This is a genomic window from Streptomyces sp. NPDC005761 (genome assembly GCF_040630635.1).
GTDB lineage: Bacteria > Actinomycetota > Actinomycetes > Streptomycetales > Streptomycetaceae > Streptomyces.
Map to the genome: position 1 here is coordinate 87435 of NZ_JBEXXX010000011.1, position 19211 is coordinate 106645.

At 71.2% G+C, this 19211-nt stretch carries 16 protein-coding genes; 11 read left to right on the forward strand and 5 right to left on the reverse strand.

What is annotated here, in order from left to right; all coding sequences use genetic code 11:
- Positions 1-15: 15 nt before the first annotated feature.
- Genes ABZ434_RS13580 through ABZ434_RS13595 form a run of 4 tightly spaced genes read left to right on the forward strand, consistent with a single transcriptional unit; the run spans position 16 to position 5775 of the window.
- Entirely contained in the window at positions 16-1167 is a 1152-nt protein-coding gene (locus ABZ434_RS13580; RefSeq protein WP_359135095.1) for a CaiB/BaiF CoA-transferase family protein, read from the forward strand.
- Complete coding sequence (locus ABZ434_RS13585; protein WP_359135097.1) at positions 1167-2309, forward strand: acyl-CoA dehydrogenase family protein; 1143 nt, start codon at positions 1167-1169, stop codon at positions 2307-2309. The genes ABZ434_RS13580 and ABZ434_RS13585 overlap by 1 nt, the downstream gene beginning before the upstream one ends.
- Before the next feature lie 48 nt (positions 2310-2357).
- Positions 2358-3572 carry an acetyl-CoA C-acetyltransferase gene (locus tag ABZ434_RS13590; protein ID WP_359135099.1) on the forward strand — a complete coding sequence of 405 codons (1215 nt, stop codon included), beginning with the start codon at positions 2358-2360 and terminating at the stop codon, positions 3570-3572.
- A 31-nt stretch (positions 3573-3603) separates the two neighbouring features.
- Positions 3604-5775, forward strand: coding sequence for a 3-hydroxyacyl-CoA dehydrogenase NAD-binding domain-containing protein (locus ABZ434_RS13595; RefSeq protein WP_359135101.1), 2172 nt, complete (start codon positions 3604-3606; stop codon positions 5773-5775).
- A 43-nt stretch (positions 5776-5818) separates the two neighbouring features.
- On the opposite strand, the gene ABZ434_RS13600 is transcribed toward ABZ434_RS13595, so the two are convergent.
- Positions 5819-6550 (reverse strand): MerR family transcriptional regulator, encoded by a 732-nt coding sequence (locus tag ABZ434_RS13600; RefSeq protein ID WP_359135103.1) that lies wholly within the window; start codon positions 6548-6550, stop codon positions 5819-5821.
- A gap of 159 nt (positions 6551-6709) precedes the next feature.
- On the opposite strand from ABZ434_RS13600, the gene ABZ434_RS13605 reads away from it, so the two are divergent.
- On the forward strand, positions 6710-7189 hold the full coding sequence (locus ABZ434_RS13605) for a macro domain-containing protein (RefSeq protein ID WP_359135105.1): 480 nt from the start codon (positions 6710-6712) through the stop codon (positions 7187-7189).
- Positions 7190-7304: 115 nt separating this feature from the next.
- Positions 7305-7943, forward strand: coding sequence for a TetR/AcrR family transcriptional regulator (locus tag ABZ434_RS13610; RefSeq protein ID WP_359135107.1), 639 nt, complete (start codon positions 7305-7307; stop codon positions 7941-7943).
- Here ABZ434_RS13610 and ABZ434_RS13615 read toward each other — a convergent pair.
- The gene (locus tag ABZ434_RS13615; RefSeq protein ID WP_359135109.1) at positions 7861-8823 is read right to left on the reverse strand and encodes an oxygenase MpaB family protein; all 963 of its coding nucleotides are present in this window, start codon (positions 8821-8823) and stop codon (positions 7861-7863) included. The genes ABZ434_RS13610 and ABZ434_RS13615 overlap by 83 nt on opposite strands.
- Positions 8824-9105: 282 nt before the next feature.
- On the opposite strand from ABZ434_RS13615, the gene ABZ434_RS13620 reads away from it, so the two are divergent.
- Positions 9106-9987: an oxygenase MpaB family protein gene (locus ABZ434_RS13620; RefSeq protein WP_359135111.1), complete on the forward strand. Its 882-nt coding sequence runs from the start codon at positions 9106-9108 to the stop codon at positions 9985-9987.
- 48 nt (positions 9988-10035) lie between these two features.
- Here the strand turns inward: ABZ434_RS13620 and ABZ434_RS13625 are convergent, their stop codons facing one another.
- Together ABZ434_RS13625 and ABZ434_RS13630 are read right to left on the reverse strand one after the other, a co-directional pair.
- Positions 10036-11082 carry a LacI family DNA-binding transcriptional regulator gene (locus tag ABZ434_RS13625; protein WP_359135113.1) on the reverse strand — a complete coding sequence of 349 codons (1047 nt, stop codon included), beginning with the start codon at positions 11080-11082 and terminating at the stop codon, positions 10036-10038.
- A gap of 133 nt (positions 11083-11215) precedes the next feature.
- The gene (locus ABZ434_RS13630) at positions 11216-11734 is read right to left on the reverse strand and encodes a GNAT family N-acetyltransferase (RefSeq protein ID WP_359135115.1); all 519 of its coding nucleotides are present in this window, start codon (positions 11732-11734) and stop codon (positions 11216-11218) included.
- A gap of 400 nt (positions 11735-12134) precedes the next feature.
- On the opposite strand from ABZ434_RS13630, the gene ABZ434_RS13635 reads away from it, so the two are divergent.
- Together ABZ434_RS13635 and ABZ434_RS13640 are read left to right on the forward strand one after the other, a co-directional pair.
- Complete coding sequence (locus tag ABZ434_RS13635) at positions 12135-13457, forward strand: M14 family zinc carboxypeptidase (RefSeq protein WP_359135117.1); 1323 nt, start codon at positions 12135-12137, stop codon at positions 13455-13457.
- Between the two features lie 74 nt (positions 13458-13531).
- The gene (locus ABZ434_RS13640) at positions 13532-15277 is read left to right on the forward strand and encodes a BCCT family transporter (RefSeq protein ID WP_359135119.1); all 1746 of its coding nucleotides are present in this window, start codon (positions 13532-13534) and stop codon (positions 15275-15277) included.
- Between the two features lie 58 nt (positions 15278-15335).
- Here the strand turns inward: ABZ434_RS13640 and ABZ434_RS13645 are convergent, their stop codons facing one another.
- On the reverse strand, positions 15336-16298 hold the full coding sequence (locus ABZ434_RS13645; RefSeq protein WP_359135121.1) for an FAD-dependent oxidoreductase: 963 nt from the start codon (positions 16296-16298) through the stop codon (positions 15336-15338).
- Between the two features lie 67 nt (positions 16299-16365).
- Between ABZ434_RS13645 and ABZ434_RS13650 the strand changes: the two genes are divergently transcribed.
- Both ABZ434_RS13650 and ABZ434_RS13655 read left to right on the forward strand, forming a co-directional pair.
- A complete protein-coding gene (locus ABZ434_RS13650) occupies positions 16366-17409 on the forward strand; it encodes an oxidoreductase (RefSeq protein WP_359135123.1) in 1044 nt (347 codons plus the stop codon).
- 84 nt (positions 17410-17493) lie between these two features.
- Positions 17494-19131, forward strand: coding sequence for an ABC-F family ATP-binding cassette domain-containing protein (locus ABZ434_RS13655; protein ID WP_359135125.1), 1638 nt, complete (start codon positions 17494-17496; stop codon positions 19129-19131).
- Positions 19132-19211: the final 80 nt, after the last annotated feature.

The following is a 19211-nucleotide window of genomic DNA, read 5'->3' on the forward strand; positions in this document are numbered from 1 at the left end:
ACCGCTGGGGGCTCGATGGCAACGACAGGGAACGGCCCGCGCGGCCCGCTTGCCGGGGTACGCGTGGTCGAGCTGGCGGGCATCGGGCCCGGCCCGTTCGCCGCGATGCTCCTGGCCGATCTGGGCGCCGACGTGGTGCGGGTCGACCGGCCCGGCGGGGCCGGACTCGGCATCGATCCGGCCCGCGACCTCACCAACCGCAACAAGCGCTCCGTCCTCGTCGACCTCAAGGACGCAGCCGGCCCGGACACCGTCCTGGACCTGGTCGAGCGCGCCGACGTCCTGATCGAGGGGTACCGGCCCGGAGTCGCCGAACGCCTGGGTGTGGGCCCGGACGTCTGCCTGGCCCGTAATCCGCGGCTCGTCTACGGACGGATGACCGGCTGGGGCCAGGAAGGCCCGCTCGCCGAGCGGGCCGGGCACGACGTCGCCTACATCGCCGTCACCGGCGCGCTCTCCATGATCGGCAAGCCGGGGGAGCCGCCCACCGTCCCCGCCAACCTGCTCGGCGACTACGCCGGAGGCTCGCTCTACCTCGTGGTCGGCGTCCTCGCCGCCCTCCAGCACGCCCGGACCTCCGGCGGCAGTGGACAGGTCGTCGACGCGGCGATCGTCGACGGCACCGCGCACCTCACCATGATGATCCACGGCATGCTCCAGGCCGGGGGCTGGCAGGACCGGCGCGGCTCCAACCTGCTGGACGGCGGCTGCCCCTTCTACGGCTCGTACGAGACCGCGGACGGCGAATACATGGCAGTAGGCCCGCTCGAGAAGCGGTTCTACGCGGAATTCACCGAACTTCTCGGCATCGGGGAGACGGCCCCCGACCGGGGCGACCTCGCCAGCTGGGACGAGCTGCGCGAAGTCGTCGCCGCCCGGTTCCGCACCCGCACCCGCGCCGAGTGGACCGAGGTCTTCGACGGCTCGGACGCCTGCGTGGCCCCCGTTCTCTCCCTCCGCGAGGCTCCGCACCACCCGCACCTCGCGGCCCGCTCCACCTTCGTCGACCACGGCGGACTCACCCAGCCCGCGCCCGCGCCCCGGTTCTCGGCCACCCCCTCCTCGGTGCACAGCGGACCGGCGCTGCCGGGCGCGGACACGGAGGCCGTCGCCGCCGACTGGGGCGTACCGGCCCTGCGGACCACCCGGAAGGACACGACCGACTGATGCAGCGCCAGATCTTCACCGAGGAGCACGACGCGTTCCGCGAGACGGTCCGCACCTTCCTGTCCAAGGAGGTCCTCCCGCACTACGAACAGTGGGAGAAGGACGGCATCGTCTCGCGCGAGGCGTGGCGCGCCGCCGGGCGGCAGGGGCTGCTCGGCCTCGCCGTGCCCGAGGAGTACGGGGGCGGCGGCACCACCGACTTCCGCTACAGCGCCGTCCTCGCCGAGGAGTTCACCCGCGCGGGGACCCCCGGCCTCGCGCTCGGCCTGCACAACGACATCATCGGCCCCTACCTCACCGGCCTCGCCACCGAGGAGCAGAAGCGGCGCTGGCTGCCCGGCTTCTGCAGCGGCGAGACCATCACCGCCATCGCGATGACCGAACCGGGCGCCGGCTCCGACCTCCAAGGCATCCGCACCACCGCCGAGGACAAGGGCGACCACTGGCTCCTCAACGGCTCCAAGACGTTCATCTCCAACGGCATCCTCGCCGACCTCGTGGTCGTCGTCGCGAAGACCACCCCGGACGGCGGCGCGAAGGGCCTCTCGCTGATCGTCGTCGAGCGAGGCGCCGAGGGTTTCGAGCGCGGACGCAACCTCGACAAGATCGGCCAGAAGTCCCAGGACACCGCGGAGCTGTTCTTCAACGACGTGCGCGTCCCCAAGGAGAACCTCCTGGGCGAGCTCGACGGCGCCTTCATCCACCTGATGACCAACCTGGCCCAGGAACGGATGGGCATAGCGGTCGCCGGGATCGCCGCCGCCGAGCACCTCGTGGAGATCACCACCGCCTACGTCAAGGAACGCGAGGCCTTCGGGAGGCCCCTCTCCAAGCTTCAGCACATCCGCTTCGAGATCGCGGAGATGGCCACCGAGTGCGCCGTCACCCGCGCCTTCCTCGACCGGTGCATCGTCGACCACTCGGAGGGGACGCTCGACGCCGTGCACGCCTCCATGGCGAAGTGGTGGGCGACCGAACTGCAAAAGCGCGTCGCCGACCGGTGCCTCCAACTGCACGGAGGATACGGCTACATGGCGGAATTCCCCGTGGCCAGGGCGTTCACCGACGGCCGTATCCAGACCATCTACGGCGGAACGACCGAGATCATGAAGGAGATCATCGGCCGCTCGCTGCTCGCCTGAACCGGCCCCGTCACCCTGTTGCGCAACCATCCTCGAAAGGCAGCTGTCTTGAGTACCGAAGCATTCGTCTACGACGCGATCCGCACCCCGCGCGGCCGCGGCAAGGCCAACGGGGCCCTCCACGGCACCAAGCCGATCGACCTCGTCGTCGGTCTGATCCACGAGCTCCGCGACCGTTTCCCGGGCCTGGACCCGGCGGCCGTCGACGACATCGTCCTCGGCGTGGTCAGCCCGCTCGGCGACCAGGGCTCGGACATCGCGCGCATCGCCGCGATCGCGGCCGGCCTCCCCGACACCGTCGCCGGCGTCCAGGAGAACCGCTTCTGCGCCTCGGGCCTCGAGGCCGTCAACCTGGCCGCCGCCAAGGTCCGTTCGGGCTGGGAGGACCTCATCCTCGCGGGCGGCGTCGAGTCGATGTCACGCGTCCCGATGGGATCCGACGGCGGTGCCTGGGCGATGGACCCGATGACGAACTACGAGACCGGGTTCGCACCGCAGGGCATCGGTGCCGACCTCATCGCGACCATCGAAGGCTTCTCGCGGCGCGACGTCGACGAGTTCGCCGCCCTGTCGCAGGAGCGGGCCGCCGAGGCGTGGAAGGACGGGCGATTCGCGCGATCCGTCGTGCCCGTCAAGGACCGCAACGGTCTCGTCGTCCTCGACCGCGACGAGCACATGCGCCCCGGCACCACCGCAGACTCCCTGGCCTCGCTCAAGCCGTCCTTCGCGGCGATCGGCGAGATGGGCGGTTTCGACGCGGTGGCGCTCCAGAAGTACCACTGGGTGGAGAAGATCGACCACGTCCACCACGCGGGCAACTCCTCGGGCATCGTCGACGGCGCCGCCCTCGTCGCGATCGGCTCCAAGGAGATCGGCGAGCGCTACGGGCTCACCCCGCGTGCCCGGATCGTCTCCGCCGCCGTCTCCGGCTCCGAGCCCACCATCATGCTGACCGGGCCCGCGCCCGCCACCCGCAAGGCGCTCGCCAAGGCCGGGCTGACCATCGACGACATCGACCTCGTGGAGATCAACGAGGCCTTCGCCGGCGTCGTCCTGCGCTTCGCCCGCGACATGGGGCTCTCCCTCGACAAGATCAACGTCAACGGCGGCGCCATCGCGCTCGGTCACCCGCTCGGCGCCACCGGCGCGATGATCCTCGGCACTCTCATCGACGAACTGGAGCGCCAGGACAAGCGCTACGGCCTCGCCACCCTCTGCGTCGGCGGCGGCATGGGCATCGCCACCGTCATCGAGCGTCTCTGACCGTTCCCCTTCCTACGGAGAAGACAAGCAAATGACCGAGAGCACGACCATTCGCTGGGAACAGGACGAGACCGGCGTCGTCACCCTCGTACTCGACGACCCCAACCAGTCCGCCAACACCATGAACCAGGCCTTCCGGGACTCGATCGAGGCCGTCGCCGACCGGGCCGAGGCCGAGAAGGACTCCATCCGGGGCATCATCTACGCCTCCGCCAAGAAGACGTTCTTCGCGGGTGGCGACCTCAAGGACATGATCAAGATCGGTCCCGAGAACGCGCAGGCCGCGTTCGACGCCGGCACCGCGATCAAGAAGTCGCTGCGCCGCATCGAGACCCTGGGCAAGCCCGTCGTCGCCGCCATCAACGGCGCTGCCCTCGGCGGCGGTTACGAGATCGCCCTCGCCTCCCACCACCGCGTCGCGCTCGACGCGCCCGGATCCCGCATCGGCCTGCCCGAGGTCACCCTCGGCCTGCTGCCCGCCGGTGGCGGTGTCACCCGTACCGTGCGCCTCATGGGCATCGCCGACGCGCTGCTCAAGGTGCTGCTCCAGGGCACCCAGTACACGCCGCAGCGCGCCTTGGAGAACGGTCTGGTCCACGAGGTCGCCGCCACCCGCGAGGAGATGCTGGAGAAGGCCCGCGCCTTCATCGACGCGAACCCCGAATCCCAGCAGCCCTGGGACGTCAAGGGCTACCGGATCCCCGGCGGCACCCCGTCGAACCCCAAGTTCGCCGCCAATCTGCCGGCCTTCCCGTCCAACCTGAAGAAGCAGCTCGCCGGCGCCCCCATGCCCGCGCCGCGCAACATCCTGGCCGCGGCAGTCGAGGGCTCGCAGGTCGACTTCGAGACCGCGCTCACCATCGAGGCCCGCTACTTCACCGAGCTGGTCACCGGCCAGGTCTCGAAGAACATGATCCAGGCGTTCTTCTTCGACCTCCAGGCCGTCAACTCCGGCGCCAGCCGCCCCAAGGGCATCGAAGAGCGCCCGGTCCGCAAGGTCGCCGTCCTCGGCGCCGGGATGATGGGTGCGGGCATCGCGTACTCCTGCGCCCGGGCCGGCATCGACGTCGTCCTCAAGGACGTCTCCACGGAGGCTGCCGCCAAGGGCAAGGCGTACAGCGAGAAGCTGCTCGAAAAGGCGCTCTCCCGGGGCCGCACGACCGAGGCGAAGCGCGACGAGCTGCTGGCCCGCATCACTCCGACCGGAGACCCGGCCGACCTCGCAGGCTGCGACGCCGTCATCGAGGCCGTGTTCGAGAACACCGCGCTCAAGCACAAGGTGTTCCAGGAGATCCAGGACATCATCGAACCGGACGCCCTGCTCTGCTCCAACACCTCCACGCTGCCCATCACGGTCCTGGCCGAAGGGGTCTCGCGCCCCGTCGACTTCATCGGGCTGCACTTCTTCTCGCCCGTCGACAAGATGCCGCTCGTCGAGATCATCAAGGGGGAGAAGACCGGCGACGAGGCCCTGGCCCGCGCCTTCGACCTGGTCCGCCGGATCAGGAAGACCCCGATCGTCGTCAACGACTCGCGCGGCTTCTTCACCTCGCGGGTCATCGGGCAGTTCATCAACGAGGGCGTCGCCATGGTCGGTGAGGGCGTCGAACCGGCGTCCGTCGAGCAGGCAGCCGCCCAGGCCGGCTACCCGGCGAAGGTGCTCTCCCTGATGGACGAGCTGACGCTCACCCTGCCCCGCAAGATCCGCGACGAGACCCGCAAGGCCGTCGAGGAAGCGGGCGGCAGCTGGGCGGGCCACCCCTCGGACGCGATCATCGACCGCATGGTCGACGAGTTCGGCCGCCCCGGCCGGAGCGGCGGCGCAGGCTTCTACGAGTACGACGAGGACGGTCGGCGCACCCGCCTCTGGCCCGGCCTGCGCGAGCACTTCACGAAGCCCGGCACGGACGTCCCGTTCACCGACATGCAGGAGCGGATGCTCTTCTCCGAGGCCCTGGACAGTGTCCGCTGCCTGGAGGAGGACGTCCTGATCACCGTCGCCGACGCCAACATCGGCTCCATCATGGGCATCGGCTTCCCGGCGTGGACCGGCGGTGTGCTCCAGTACATCAACGGCTACGAGGGCGGCCTGCCCGGCTTCGTGGCCCGCAGCCGGGAACTCGCCGAGCGGTACGGGAACCGGTTCCTGCCGCCCGCACTGCTCGTGGAGAAGGCGGAGAAGGGCGAGACCTTCCACGACTGACGCCGCCGCGACGGGCCGCACCCCGGTCCGGCCCGTCAGGGTGCTACTCGGCCGCGAAGGCGGCCCGCAGCTCCTCCTTGAGCGAGCGCTGGAACGCGGTCACGAGCGCCTGGAGCACTAGGGGCTGCATGTGAGCGGACAGCGACTTCATCGCTTTGACGTGCTCGGGATCCGACTCCCGCTGCCGGTACGGACCCCACACCTCGTCCCGGAACAGCCGGGTCAGCTCGTGCGCGGCCGAGCGGGTGTGCTCCAGCAGGACGGTACGGGCGGCGAGGATGGTCTCGTGCGCGATCGGCACGTCGAGCAGCTCCACGCCGAGCCGCAGGAGCCCCGGATCCACCCGGAACACGCCGTCCCCCGGATCGGCCCGCTCCAGCACCCCCATCGCGGCCAGCCGTTCGATGTCCTGCGGGTCCAGCGGCCGCCCTGCGCGCCGCTCCAGTTCCGCGCGGGTCGCGTCCTCCGCCGCATCAGGCGCCCACGAGGCCACCAGGGCCCGGTGGATCGCGAGATCGTGGGCGCTCAGATCGGGCGGCAACTGCTCCAGATAGCGTTCGATGGCGGCAAGCGTCATGCCCTGGTGCTGGAGCTCCTCGATGAGCGCCAGCCGGGAGAGGTGGTCGCGCCCGTAGTGCCCGACCCGGCGCGGTCCGATGACGGGGGGCGGCAACAGGCCCCGGGTGCTGTAGAACCGCACGGTGCGCACGGTGACTCCGGCGCGCGCCGCCAGTTCGTCGACGGTGAGCTTCGGCTCCTCGCCCTCGGTCGCCATGTCTGCTCCTCGTGTCCGCCTGCGGGCGGGGCGTGCGTGCCCCCGCCCCGGTGGAACAGTATTGCTGTCTCACCAGCAATGTGAAAGAAGCTTGTTGTCAGTGCGGCCGCCTGAGGGCCGTCCCGCCAGGAATTGCGGGACAGCCTTTAGCCTGCTGCCATGTCCGAGATCACTTACACCAACGGCGACGCGACCGCTCCGCACGGCAAGGGCGTCAAGCTGATCGTCCATGTCTGCAACGACCTCGGCGGCTGGGGCAAGGGATTCGTCCTCGCCCTCTCGCGCCGCTGGCCCGAACCGGAAGCGGCCTACCGCACGTGGCACCGGGAGCGCGCGGGCAACGACTTCGGTCTCGGCGCCGTGCAGTTCGTGCAGGTGACCCCGTACATCTGGGTGGCGAACGCCGTGGGGCAGCGAGGCATGCGCACGGGCAGCAACGGGGCCCCGGTACGGTACGAGGCGATCGACACGGCGCTGGCGGCGGTGGCCGCCAGGGCGGCCGAGCTGGGCGCCTCGGTCCACATGCCGCGCATCGGCTGCGGGCTCGCGGGCGGGAAGTGGTCCCGGATCGAGCCGCTGATCGAGGAGCGGCTGGTGGCCCGGGGTGTTTCGGTGACGGTGTACGACCTCGGCCACTGACGCGGACTCCGGTGGGCGCCCCGCTCGCGTTGTCACAGGGATACGGGGTATGTCACTTCGTATCGACTTCTGTGGTGAGGTGGAAGAGGTGGAAACGGCGTAACGGGGAGGGCCCATGACGGCACGGACCACGAGCACCGACGGGACAGCGCTGGCCCTGGCACTCGACGCGCCGCCACCTACCGACGCGCTGAGCGAACAGATCCTGGACGCCGCACGCGAGCAGTTCATGACCTTCGGGCTGCGCCGCTCCACGGTCGACGATGTCGCCAAGCGTGCCAAGGTCTCCCGGGTGACCGTGTACCGACGGATCGGCAACAAGGACAGCCTCGTCGCCGCGTGTCTGCTGCGCGAGTACCGCCGCTTCCTGCTGGAGGTCGACGACGCGGTGGCCGCGCTGCCGACGACGGAGGACCGGCTCGTCGAGGGGTTCGCCGCCGTGCTCCGCCACATCCGGGAGCATCCCCTCATCGGCGGGCTGCTGAGGCTGGAGCCCGAGACCATGCTGCCGTTCCTGACGGTGGAGAGCGGGCCGGCCTTCCTGGCCATCCGCGCCTATCTGGCCGACCGTCTGAGCGAGGCCCGGCGCGCGGAGGGCCGTCCGGCGGTGGATCCGACCCCGGTCGCCGAACTGATGGTGCGGATCACCGTCTCCTTCCTCCTCAGCCCCGTCAGCTGTTTCGAGCTGGACGACGACTCCCAGGTGCGGGACTTCGCCCGCCGCTATCTGGTGCCGCTGCTGGCTGTCGGATAGCGCCGTCGGCCTCGTCGGGCAGCGGTTCCAGGGGGCGGCTGCGGGCCCAGTGCGGGCCGAGGTCGTCGAGCCGCCAGCCGAAGGGGTACGAGCGGGGCTGCGGGCGTGAGGGGAACCGGCGCGGCCGGGCGGGCAGCCGGCGTACGAACCGTGCGCGCAGCCGCAGGGCCGCCGACGCGGAGGCTCGCACCCAGCCGGGCTGGGTCCGGAAGCCCAGCGCTGTCAGCAACGGCTCGTCGAGGAGTGCGAGCGAGAACCGCGCCACCAGGGGCCGTAACGGCCGCGGATACCAACTTGCCATGACGCGGAAGGTGGCGTTGGCCACCCGCCGGTTCGCCGGATCGTAGGCGAACATCCGCTCCTCGTACGAGTCGAGGAGCGCCTCGAAACCCTCGTACGTGTCGGGCGCACCCTCGATGCCCATGACCGCCGCCATTTTGCGGCCGGTCTCCACCAGCGCCTGGACCTCCTGCGCGCACAGGGGGCGCCAGCCGAACCGGTCGATCCAGCGCTTCGGCCCCACGACGGTGGTCGCGAGGACATAGCGGTAGTCCTCGTTCGGGATGCTGTACTTACCGTGGATCCGGTTCAGATGACGCGCGGCCGCCCGCCCGCGCTCCGAGTCGAAGCCGTCGGCGGCCATCTCGTACCCGATCAGCACCGTGTCGTCGTACCGCTTCTGCCCGGCCCGTTCGAACTCCTGGGTGCGGTCGAGGAGCACGGAGATCCGTGGGACGCCGTAGTCCCGCAGGAAGGCGACGCTCACCCCCTGCCGGTAGTCCCAGGGGAACTCGTACTGGGAGATCAGCCGAAGGATCTCGGCATAGTCGCGCGCCGGATCCATCCGGCGTATCTCGTGCAGTCGGCTGTATCGGCCCATGGTGCGCTCTCCTGTCCGTGTACCGACTCCCTGCGGGACCGCCATGGCGGGACTGTCGCTTCTGTGCGGACCAACTGGGTTGCTCCGCAAGGGATGTGATGGTGCATTCGGTCGGGGAGTCAAAGTTACAAATACTATCGACTTGTTTCACGAGCTCCGTCAACACTGCCGACGGCAGTGCCTGCCGAGGGTCGGTGCGCACGACCGCCCACGCGCTCGCATACTGGATCACGCGGGGGCCGGGTGCCGTCCCGTGCGCCCGTCGACCGTCGGGAGCACCAGATGAGCAGCGAGAGAGCCGGGGCCGCCGGTCCCGTACCGCCCCCGCCCGGCGGTGTGCTGTGGAGTCTGTCCGGCGACGTCCGGGCCCTGCTGATGCTGCCGGCCGCCCTCACCCTCCAGGTCGCCCACCCCGCGGTCGCCGCGGGCGTCGACGAGCACTCCGTCTTCCGTACGGATCCCTGGGGCCGCGGGGAACGCTCCCTGAGCTCGCTCCAGCTCTGGGTGTACGGGGGCGAGGAGGCCGCGGAGGAGGGGCGAAGGCTCCGCCGGCTGCACCGTACGATCCAGGGCACCGACACCCGCGGCCGCCCCTACCACGCCCTGTCACCGGCGAACTACGCATGGGTGCACGCGACCGGCTTCCCCGTGTACCGGCACGGGGCGGGGTATCTCCTGCGCCCGCTCAGCCGGGAGCAGGAGCGGGCGCTGTACCGGGAGTGGCTCCAGGTGGGGCGGGTGCTCGGGATCCACGACAGGGACATGCCGCGGACGGTCGAGGAGTTCTGGCCCTACTACCGCGGCATGCTCGCCGACGAGATCGAGCGGACCGTCGTGGTCGAGGAACTCGTTGCCACCGGCACCGCCGTGCCGCCTCCGGACCGGGGGCCCGTGGCCCTCAGGGTGGCGCTGAGGGCGCTGTGGCCGGTGCTGCTCGTGCCGCTGGCGCGATTCCGCACCTTCCTCACCGTGGGGCTCATGCCGCCGGAGGCGCGCGAGGCGATCGGCCTGGAGTGGACGGATGCGCAGGAGCGCAGGCTGCGGCGGTTCTGCGCCGTGGTGCGGGTGGTCGTCCCGGTGCTGCCGGAACGGCTGCGTTACCTGCCGCGGGCCCGGCGGGCCCGGGCGGCGTACCGGGAGGAACGGAGGCGCGGAGCCCGCTGAGCGACGGGGCGCCGCCCACGGAGGCTCAACGGCCGCCGGGCGGCGGGATCATGCCGAGGCGCGATGGATCAGCTCGGTCGGCGTGATCACCGAATCGGTGCCGGAGCCCGCGTCGTTGAGTCTCTCCATCAGGAGCCGGACCATCAGCCTTCCCATCCCCTCGACGTCCTGACGGACCGTCGTCAGTGGAGGATCGGTGGCCTCGGCGACCGAATCGAGATCGTCGAAACCGACCAGGGCCACATCCTGGGGCACCCTGCGCCCGTGCTCGCGCAGGACCCTCAGCGCGCCGGAGGCCATCAGGTCGTTGGCCGCGAACACGGCGTCCAGGTCCGGCCGCCGCTCCAGCAGTCGGGCCATCGCGCGGGCGCCGCCCTCGGTGGTGAAGTCGCCGTCCGCGACCAGGGCGGGATCGCCGTCGGGCAGTACGTCGGCGTAGCCGTCTATCCGGTCGAGCGCCGACGTCTGGTCGCGCGGGCCCGCGATGTGGGCGATGGTCCGGCGGCCGAGCGAGACCAGGTGGCGCACGGCCTCCCGCGCACCGCCGCGATTGTCGCAGTCCACATAGGGGACCGCGAGGTCGGCGGCGGCGCCGCCCGGCCGCACCGGTCGGCCGCCGTACACGGTCGGCACCCTGAACCGGCGCAGGACCGAGGGCAGTTCGTCGTCCGTGTGCAGCGAGAAGGCGAGCACCCCGTCGACATGGCCGCCGGCGAGGTAGCGGGTGACCCGCTCGAAGTCCCCGCTGCCCTCCACCAGCAGCAGGACCAGCTGTGCGTCGTGGGCGTTCAGTTCACGGCTGATCCCACGGATCTGCTGGGAGAAGAAGGGGTCGGAGAAGATCCGGGCCTCGGGTTCGTCGATGATCACGGCGACCGCCCCGTTGCGCCGGGTCACCAGGGTCCGGGCCGCGTGGTTCGGAACGTAGCCGAGCTCCTCGACCGCCTTGCGTACCTGGTCCACGAGAGGCTGCCGCACCCCGGCACCGCCGTTCACCACCCGGGAGGCGGTGGCCCGGGAGACTCCGGCGCGGGCCGCCACCGCCTCCAGCGTGGGGCGCGCGTCGGGAGGGGTGTCGGGGGTCGGACCGGGCAAGAGACGCTCCTGGGAGGCGCGGGGTGAGGCAGTGACCGGCCGGGCGCCGGCCGGTCAGCACGAACGCCTTCACCCTAATGGTGGTGGTTGTCCAGGGCGCCGGGTGTCCGCATCCACCCCGGCCGCCGTGGCCCTACGGAGCGGCGGTCACCGGACCGGCGGCAAGGTCGATGCTGAACGCCACCCGGTCGAGTCCGGGGCCGTCGTAGTCCGGCTTCACGGTGGAGGCGGTGAAGCCGAGCCGGGTGTGAAAGGCCCGCGACGCGGTGTTCTCCGGGCTGGTGATGCAGTGCACGTAACGGCGCCCATGGGACCGGGCGAGCGCGAAGAACGAGCGGTACAGGGCATGCCCGACACCCTGCCCGTGCAGCGCCGGGTCGACGCCGACGAAGTGCACATAGGCGGTCTCGGGTTCCGTCTGCGACAGGAAGCCGACCAGGAACGCGGCGACCTCGCCACTGTCGCGTTCGACCAGGAAACTGGTGGTGGTGAAGTGCTGGAAGTACAGCCGGGGCAACAGCAGCGCACGTTCGGCCGACCCCGCCTCTCCCTTGAGGCCACCCCACCACGTGTCCAGGACGGCGAGCACCCGCGGATGGTCGTCCTCGGCAAGGTGCCGGGCCGTCAGGCCGGCAGGCAGGTAATCGATCATCTTTGCAGTCTGTCATCTCGCGCGGTTCGCAAGGTGACTTGGCCGCCCGACGACCCCTGCGAACGGCCGGAAGCCGGCCCACGTGACTGTGGCGGCCGAGGAACGAGGCACACGGCCGGGCGGGGCGCCGGCCCCCGGGCAGGCCCTTCGGCCGGGCGTCCAACCCCGGGCATGCCACCCGGCCGCGCACCGAACCCCGCGCAGGTCTGTCGCGCGCGACGCCGTCCGGGATACCTTCCGCGCATGCCGATACGCGTGCTGGGCGTCTGTCCGACGAACGGGCCGGTCGTGACCACGCCCGCAGGCGGTCCCAGGGACGCGGCGGACAGCGGCCGGTGATGCACCGCAAGCCGAGCGCTCCCGTCCGTGGCCGCCCCGCTTCGTCGAGCGGCCGCGACCGATGACCGGCCACGAGCCGAGCGGTCCACGCAGGCCCTCCGGCTCCCGCCGCATCCGAAACCTCACCCTGACAGCCGTCGCTGCCGCACTCGCCGTTCCCCTGGTCACCGCGCCATCCGAGGCGGCCCACACCCCGCCGCGTACCGGCTTCGAGTCCGCCGCCGGGGCGCGCTGGACCGGCGCGGACGAGGAACGGTCGCTGCTCGCCGCCGCGGACCGCCACAGCGACCGGGTGGCCGTGGACCGGATCGGCACGACACGGCAGGGGCGCCCTCTGCGCCTCGTCCGGATCGGTGGCGGCCGGCCGGCCGCGCTCACCGTGCTGCTGGTCTGCAGCCAGCACGGCGACGAACCCGCCGGGCGTGAAGCCTGCCTGACGACGATCCGCGACCTCGCCTACGCCACGGATCCTGCGACCCTTGCCTTCCTCTCCCGTACCGAGATCCTCGTCCTGCCCACCGCCAACCCCGACGGCCTGGCCGCCGGAACCCGCGGCAACGGCGACGGACTGGACATCAACCGCGACCACATCGCCCTGCGTACCGCCGAGGGCCGCGCCCTCGCCACGGTCATCAGGGACCGCACTCCCGATGTGATCGAGGACCTGCACGAGTACCGCGCCACCCCGCCCTACTACGCCAAGGACCTCTACGCCCTCTGGCCCCGCAACCTCAACGCCGACGAACGGGTGCACGACGCTTCCGAGCGCCTCGTCGAACGCTACGTGCGCCCGGCGGCGCTGGACGCCGGATTCAGCAGCGGTCGTTACGGAGTCCGGGCCGACCCCGTGACAGGCGTACCGCTCGGACAGACCGCAGGCGACGGACAGGAGCGCATCCTGCGCAACACGGCGGCCCTCAAGCACGCGATCGGCCTCCTCGTCGAATCCCGCGCGGATCCGCTCTCCGAGGCCGAACGGGCCGATCCCGCCCTGGGACAGCGCCGTCGCGTGCGGTCCCAACGCGTCGCGCTCGCAGCGCTCTTCGCGTATGCCGACAAGGAGCACGACCGCATCCGCGCCGCCACCGCACGGTCGCGCGCGGCAGGGTCCGCCGACCGGGGTCCGGTGTACCTGGGGGGAGCGGACAACGAGGCGGCGGAGCCGGGCCGCATCCTCGCCGACCCGCCCTGCGGCTACCGGCTCACGGCGGACCACTACGCCGGAGCCCGGGACGAACTGGCCCTGCACGGCGTCACGTCCCGGCCCGACGGTGACGGTGTGTATGTGTCCCTGCGGCAGCCCGCCCGGAGACTGATCCCCCTCCTCCTGGACCATCGGGCGACATATCACCTCACAAACGGTCAAGCCGATACCGCTTGTTGATCCCAGGAGATGCACACCACGTGTGGTACTGCCTACGGAGAGCGAAATTCCAGCTTCCGTGAAAGGTGCCATTCGTGTCGCAGGACGATCAGAGAACGGGCGGCAGGGGGGATCTGTCGGTGACGGCGGATCTGCCCGGCGATCCGACCCAGGGCCGGCGCCCCACGACCGACCGGGTGGTGTTCGGTGTCACCGCGGTCCTCACCCTCGCCTTCGTGGTCTGGGGGGCCACGGCCACAGACTCGCTGGAGGACGTCTCCAGTACTCTGCTCAACGGCCTCATCCACAACGGGGGTTGGGCCTTCATGCTGGCCGCCTCCGGGTTCGTGGTCTTCGCCCTCTGGCTCGCCATCAGCCGGTACGGAAAGATCTCCCTCGGTCAGGAGGGCGAGGAGCCGGAATTCAGGACGGTGTCCTGGGTCGCGATGATGTTCAGCGCCGGTATGGGCATCGGCCTGATGTTCTACGGGGTCAGCGAGCCCCTGGCGCACTTCGTGGACCCGCCGCCCGGCACCCGCCCCGCCGACGCCGCCGAGGCGATGCAGACGGCGATGGCCACCACCCTCTTCCACTGGACGCTCCACCCCTGGGCGATCTACGCGGTGGTCGGGCTGGCCATCGCGTACAGCACCTTCCGGCGCCGCAGGCGGCAGACCATCAGCGCGGTCTTCGAACCGCTCATCGGCGCCCGTCACGCCCACGGCGGTTTCGGCCGGCTGATCGACATCCTCGCCATCTTCGCCACGCTCTTCGGCTCGGCCGCCTCGCTGGGGCTGGGAGCCCTCCAGATCGGCAGCGGGTTCCACGAGCTGGACTGGAAGGAGAAGACGGGGACCGGGCTGCTCGTGCTGATCATCGCCGTGCTGACCGTCGCCTTCGTCGCCTCGGCGATCTCCGGTGTGGAGAAGGGGATCCAGTGGCTGTCCAACATCAACATGGTGCTCGCCCTGATCCTGTCCGTCTTCGTGTTCATCGCCGGCCCCACGATCATCGTGCTCGACCTGCTGCCCACCTCGATCGGCGCCTACCTCGGCGATCTGCCACAGCTCATCGGACGCACCGAGGCGACCGGTGAGGGCGAAGTAGCCACGTGGCTCGGCAGCTGGACCGTCTTCTACTGGGCCTGGTGGATCTCGTGGACGCCCTTCGTGGGCATGTTCATCGCCCGGATCAGCCGCGGCCGGACGATCCGCCAGTTCATCGGCGGAGTCATCCTGGTGCCCAGCACCGTGAGCCTCGTCTGGTTCGCGATCTTCGGCGGCACCGCGATCAAGCTCCAGGAGGCCGGCAGCCTGGGTGGCGCGGACACCCCGGAGGCGCAGCTCTTCGGCGTGCTGCAGGAGTTCCCCATCCCCACCGTGATGAGCCTGCTGGTGATGATCCTGGTCGGCATCTTCTTCGTCTCGGGTGCGGACGCCGCCTCCATCGTGATGGGCACCCTCTCCCAGAAGGGCATCCTCGAACCGGCCAAGTGGGTCGTCGTCTTCTGGGGCGTCGTCACCGGAGCGGTGGCGGCGATCATGCTGCTCATCGGGAACGGCAAGGGCGATGCGCTGGCGGGTCTGCAGAACCTGACGATTCTGGTGGCCGCACCTTTCACCATCGTGATGATCGGCATGTGCGTGGCCCTGATGCGGGACCTGCGCGAGGACCCGCTCATCGTGCGCCGCGAGTTCGGTGTGGAAGCCGTCGAGTCCGCGGTCATCGAGGGGCACGCCAAGTACGACGGCGACTTCGAGATCCGGATCGGGCCCGGCGGCAGCCAGATCACCACCGAGCGGCACGACAAGCCCGGCGGTTCCACGCCCGCCGACGGCTGAGCCGGTTCACGCGCGGAGGCGGCGCGGCGCAATCGGGTCGCGCGCGGCACGCGGCGGCTCAGCCCACCAGCCGGGCCGCCGCCTCAGCGCACCCCAGGGCCACCGTCACGCCCGCGCCCCCGTGCCCGTAGTTGTGCACCAGACGCCCGCCGCCGGGCAGCGGCTCGGCCTCGATCCGCACTCCCGCGTCCCGGGCCGGCCGCAGCCCCACCCGGTGCCCGATGACCCGCGCCCGGGCTATCTCCGGGCGGACCCGCGCGCAACGGGCCACGATCTCCTGTGCCGTACGGGGATCGGGCACCGTGCTCCAGTCGTCGGCCCCCGCCGTGCCGCCGAGTACCAGCCGGCCGGGCTGCGGGAAGAAGTACGTCGTCTCGCTCGACGCCGGATCGGCCTCGGTGAACCACTCCTCGATCCCGGGGTTCTTCACCAGCACCAACTGACCGCGCACCGGCCGCATCCCGGAGTCGGGGACCAGCTCCCGGGCGCCCAGCCCCGTGCAGTTGACCACCGTCGCGGCCTCCGCGGCCGCCTCGGCGAACGAAGAGACGGACCGCCGCTCCAGCGAGCCGCCCGCCGCCATGACCCGCTCCTCCAGCCACCGCAGATGGACGGGCATGTCGATCAGCGGCAGCCGGCACCGCAGCCCATCGGCCGTCTCCACCACACCGTCCAACTGCCCCGCCCACGGCCCGAGCGCGTCGAGCCGCTCGCCCCTGTGCACCCCCTCGACCAGCCGTACACCGGTCTCCCGAGGACGGGCGGCCAGCTCCTCGTACCACCGCAGCGACGCCAGCGACCAGTCGCCCACCCGGTCCTGCGGCTCGATCCGGTAGGGCCACCACAGGGCGCCCGCGACCGCCGACGTCGAGGCCGCTGCCGGGGCCGCGGACCAGACCCGGACCCGGTGACCGCGTCCCGCGAGCACCATCGCCGTGGTGAGACCACTGACCCCACCGCCCACCACGATCACGTCAGATACTGCCGCCCCGCCGCCCCTGCCCGCCATCTCTGCGCTCATGGACGGACGTTAACGGAAATCTGCCATGACGTGCTCATAAAGGCCTCCGGGCAGGAATACTTGGATCATGTCTGCCCCGTACGCGACCTTCGGTCTGGCACCCGCCATGCGGGCCGGCGGTGTACTCGCCAACGGTGACCACCAGGTGCACCGGGACTTCATGGACTTCCTCGTCGACGGCCGCCCGCTGCTGTTCCGTCTCTCCGACCTCGACGCGGTCTCCCCGCTCGCCTCCGACGTCCCGCCCGCGATCCTCACCACCCAGGTGCGCCGGCTGCTGCTCGAAGCCGAGGCACCGCTCGCCGGCGGACGTCATGTGATCTACGGCTGCCCCGAATGCGAGACGCTCGAATGCGGCGCGGTCACCGCCGTCATCGAACGCGACGGGACGGACGTCGTGTGGCGGGACTTCGCCTGGCAGACACACGAGTCCGTCGACCTCGAGCAGGGCGGCTACCAGGGAATGGGGCCGTACCGCTTCGACGGCGAGCAGTACCGCCGCGAGCTGGAACAACTCCTCCCGCCGGCCGACGCGGGGGCCTCGCCGCAGGCCCCCGAGGCCCGCCGCGTCCTGCTCGTCGGCGCCCGCGTCGCCGTCCTGGCCCGGCTCGCCGCCGCGCTGCGCACCATCGGCATCGGCGCCGACATCGCCGCGGACGTCGACCGGGTGACCGCCGATGAACTTCGCGCCTACCGGGCCGTAGCCTTCGGCCCCGCCGTCACCGGGCCCGAGCGCACCGCCGTGCGGCAGGCGTTCGAACGGGCGGGCGCCCCCATCGCGTACGTCGACGCCCTGGCGCCGGTCGTCCCCCTGCTCGTCGCCCAGCTCGAGCAGGCCCTGGACCGTGGCGTGCCCGCCCAGCGCCGACTCGTCCGGCTCGACGCCGAGAACGGCACGGCCACGGTGGAGGTCACATCGGCGTGCCGGGTCGGCCTGGTCGCCTACCGCATCGACTGTCTGTCCCGCACCCACGCCCAGGAGGTGTTCAGCGGCTTCCTCGAACCGGGCGAGCACCGCATCGCACTGGACGCACGATCGGTGAAGGGCCGCTCCTTCCTCGTGGCACGCACGACGGGAAGCGTTCTGGCCGCGCCCGTGGTGCACGGCTGAAGGCCGCACCCGGGCGCCACCGCGAGCCACCGGCGGGCCTGACTGCCCGGGGAGGCCGGGCGGCCGATTAGGATCGGCACCCTGATGACTGCCACTCTCGTCGCCAAGGATCTCGCCGCCGGCCACGGCGACCGCACTCTCTTCGCCGAACTCGACCTCGTGGTCGCGCCCGGTGACGTGATCGGTCTCGTCGGAGTCAACGGCGCCGGTAAATCGTCGCTGCTGCGGCTGCTCGCCGGGCTGGACCAGCCGGAGGAGGGCGAGCTGAGGCTCTCCCCGCCCACCGCCACGGTCGGCCACCTGCCGCAGGAACCGGAGCGCCGCGCCGGTGAGACCGTGCGCGAGTTCCTGGCCCGCCGCACCGGGGTCGCCGACGCCCAGGCCACGATGGACACCGCCACGCAGGCCCTCGTCGACGGGGCGCCCGGCGCCGACGACGCGTACTCCGAGTCGCTGGAGCGCTGGCTCGCCCTGGGCGGCGCCGACCTGGACGAGAGGGCCGAGGAGATCGCGGCCGACCTCGGCCTCACCGTCGGACTCGACCTGCCGATGACCGCGCTCTCCGGCGGCCAGGCAGCCCGCGCGGGACTCGCCTCGCTGCTGCTGTCGCGCTACGACGTCTTCCTGCTGGACGAGCCCACGAACGACCTGGACCTGGACGGTCTGGAACGCCTGGAGCGGTACGTCTCCGGGCTGCGCGCCGGCACGGTCGTCATCAGCCACGACCGCGAGTTCCTGATGCGCACGGTCACGAAGGTCCTCGAACTCGATCTCGCCCAGCAGCAGATCAACCTGTACGGCGGTGGCTACGCGGCCTATCTGGAGGAGCGCGACCGGGCCCGCAGGCACGCCCGTGAGGAGTTCGAGGAGTACGCGGACAAGCGATCGGCGCTCGAAGGCCGCGCCCTGATGCAGCGCTCCTGGATGGACAAGGGGGTCAGGAACGCCCGCCGCAAGGCTTCCGACTCCGACAAGATGGCCCGCAAGTTCCGCAGCGAGTCGAGTGAGAAGCAGGCCGCGAAGGCCCGCCAGACCCAGCGCATGATCGAACGTCTCGACGTGGTGGACGAGCCGCGCAAGGAGTGGGAACTGCGGATGGAGATCGCCTCCGCGCCCCGCTCCGGCTCGGTGGTGGCCACCTTGCGCGAGGCCCAGGTCGTCCGCGGCGATTTCGCGTTCGGCCCGGCCTCACTGCAGATCGACTGGGCGGACCGGGTCGCCATCACCGGCGCCAACGGAGCCGGCAAGTCGACTCTGCTCGCCGCACTGCTCGGCCGCCTTCCGCTGGACTCCGGGCACGCGAGCCTGGGGTCGGGTGTGGTGGTCGGCGAGGTCGACCAGGCGCGGAAGCTGTTCCACGGCTCGGAGTCGCTCCTGGAGGCGTTCTGCGCGGCCGTCCCGGAGACGGAGCCCGCGGACGTCCGCACGCTGCTCGCCAAGTTCGGCCTGCGCGCCGACCACGTCATGCGCCCGGCGACCACGCTCTCCCCGGGCGAACGGACCCGGGCGGCACTCGCGCTCCTTCAGGGCCGGGGCGTCAACCTTCTGGTGCTGGACGAGCCCACGAACCACCTGGACCTGCCCGCGATCGAACAGCTGGAGTCGGCGCTCGACTCCTACACCGGGACCCTGCTGCTGGTCACGCACGACCGCCGGATGCTGGAAGCGGTCCGCACGACCCGCCGCGTCGAGGTGGCGGCCGGCCGCCTGACGGAGATCTGACGAGCACAGACACCAGCCCCCTCCAGCCCTCTTCGGGCGGCTTTGCCTCCCCAGCTCCTCACGCCTCTCCGGCACCTGAG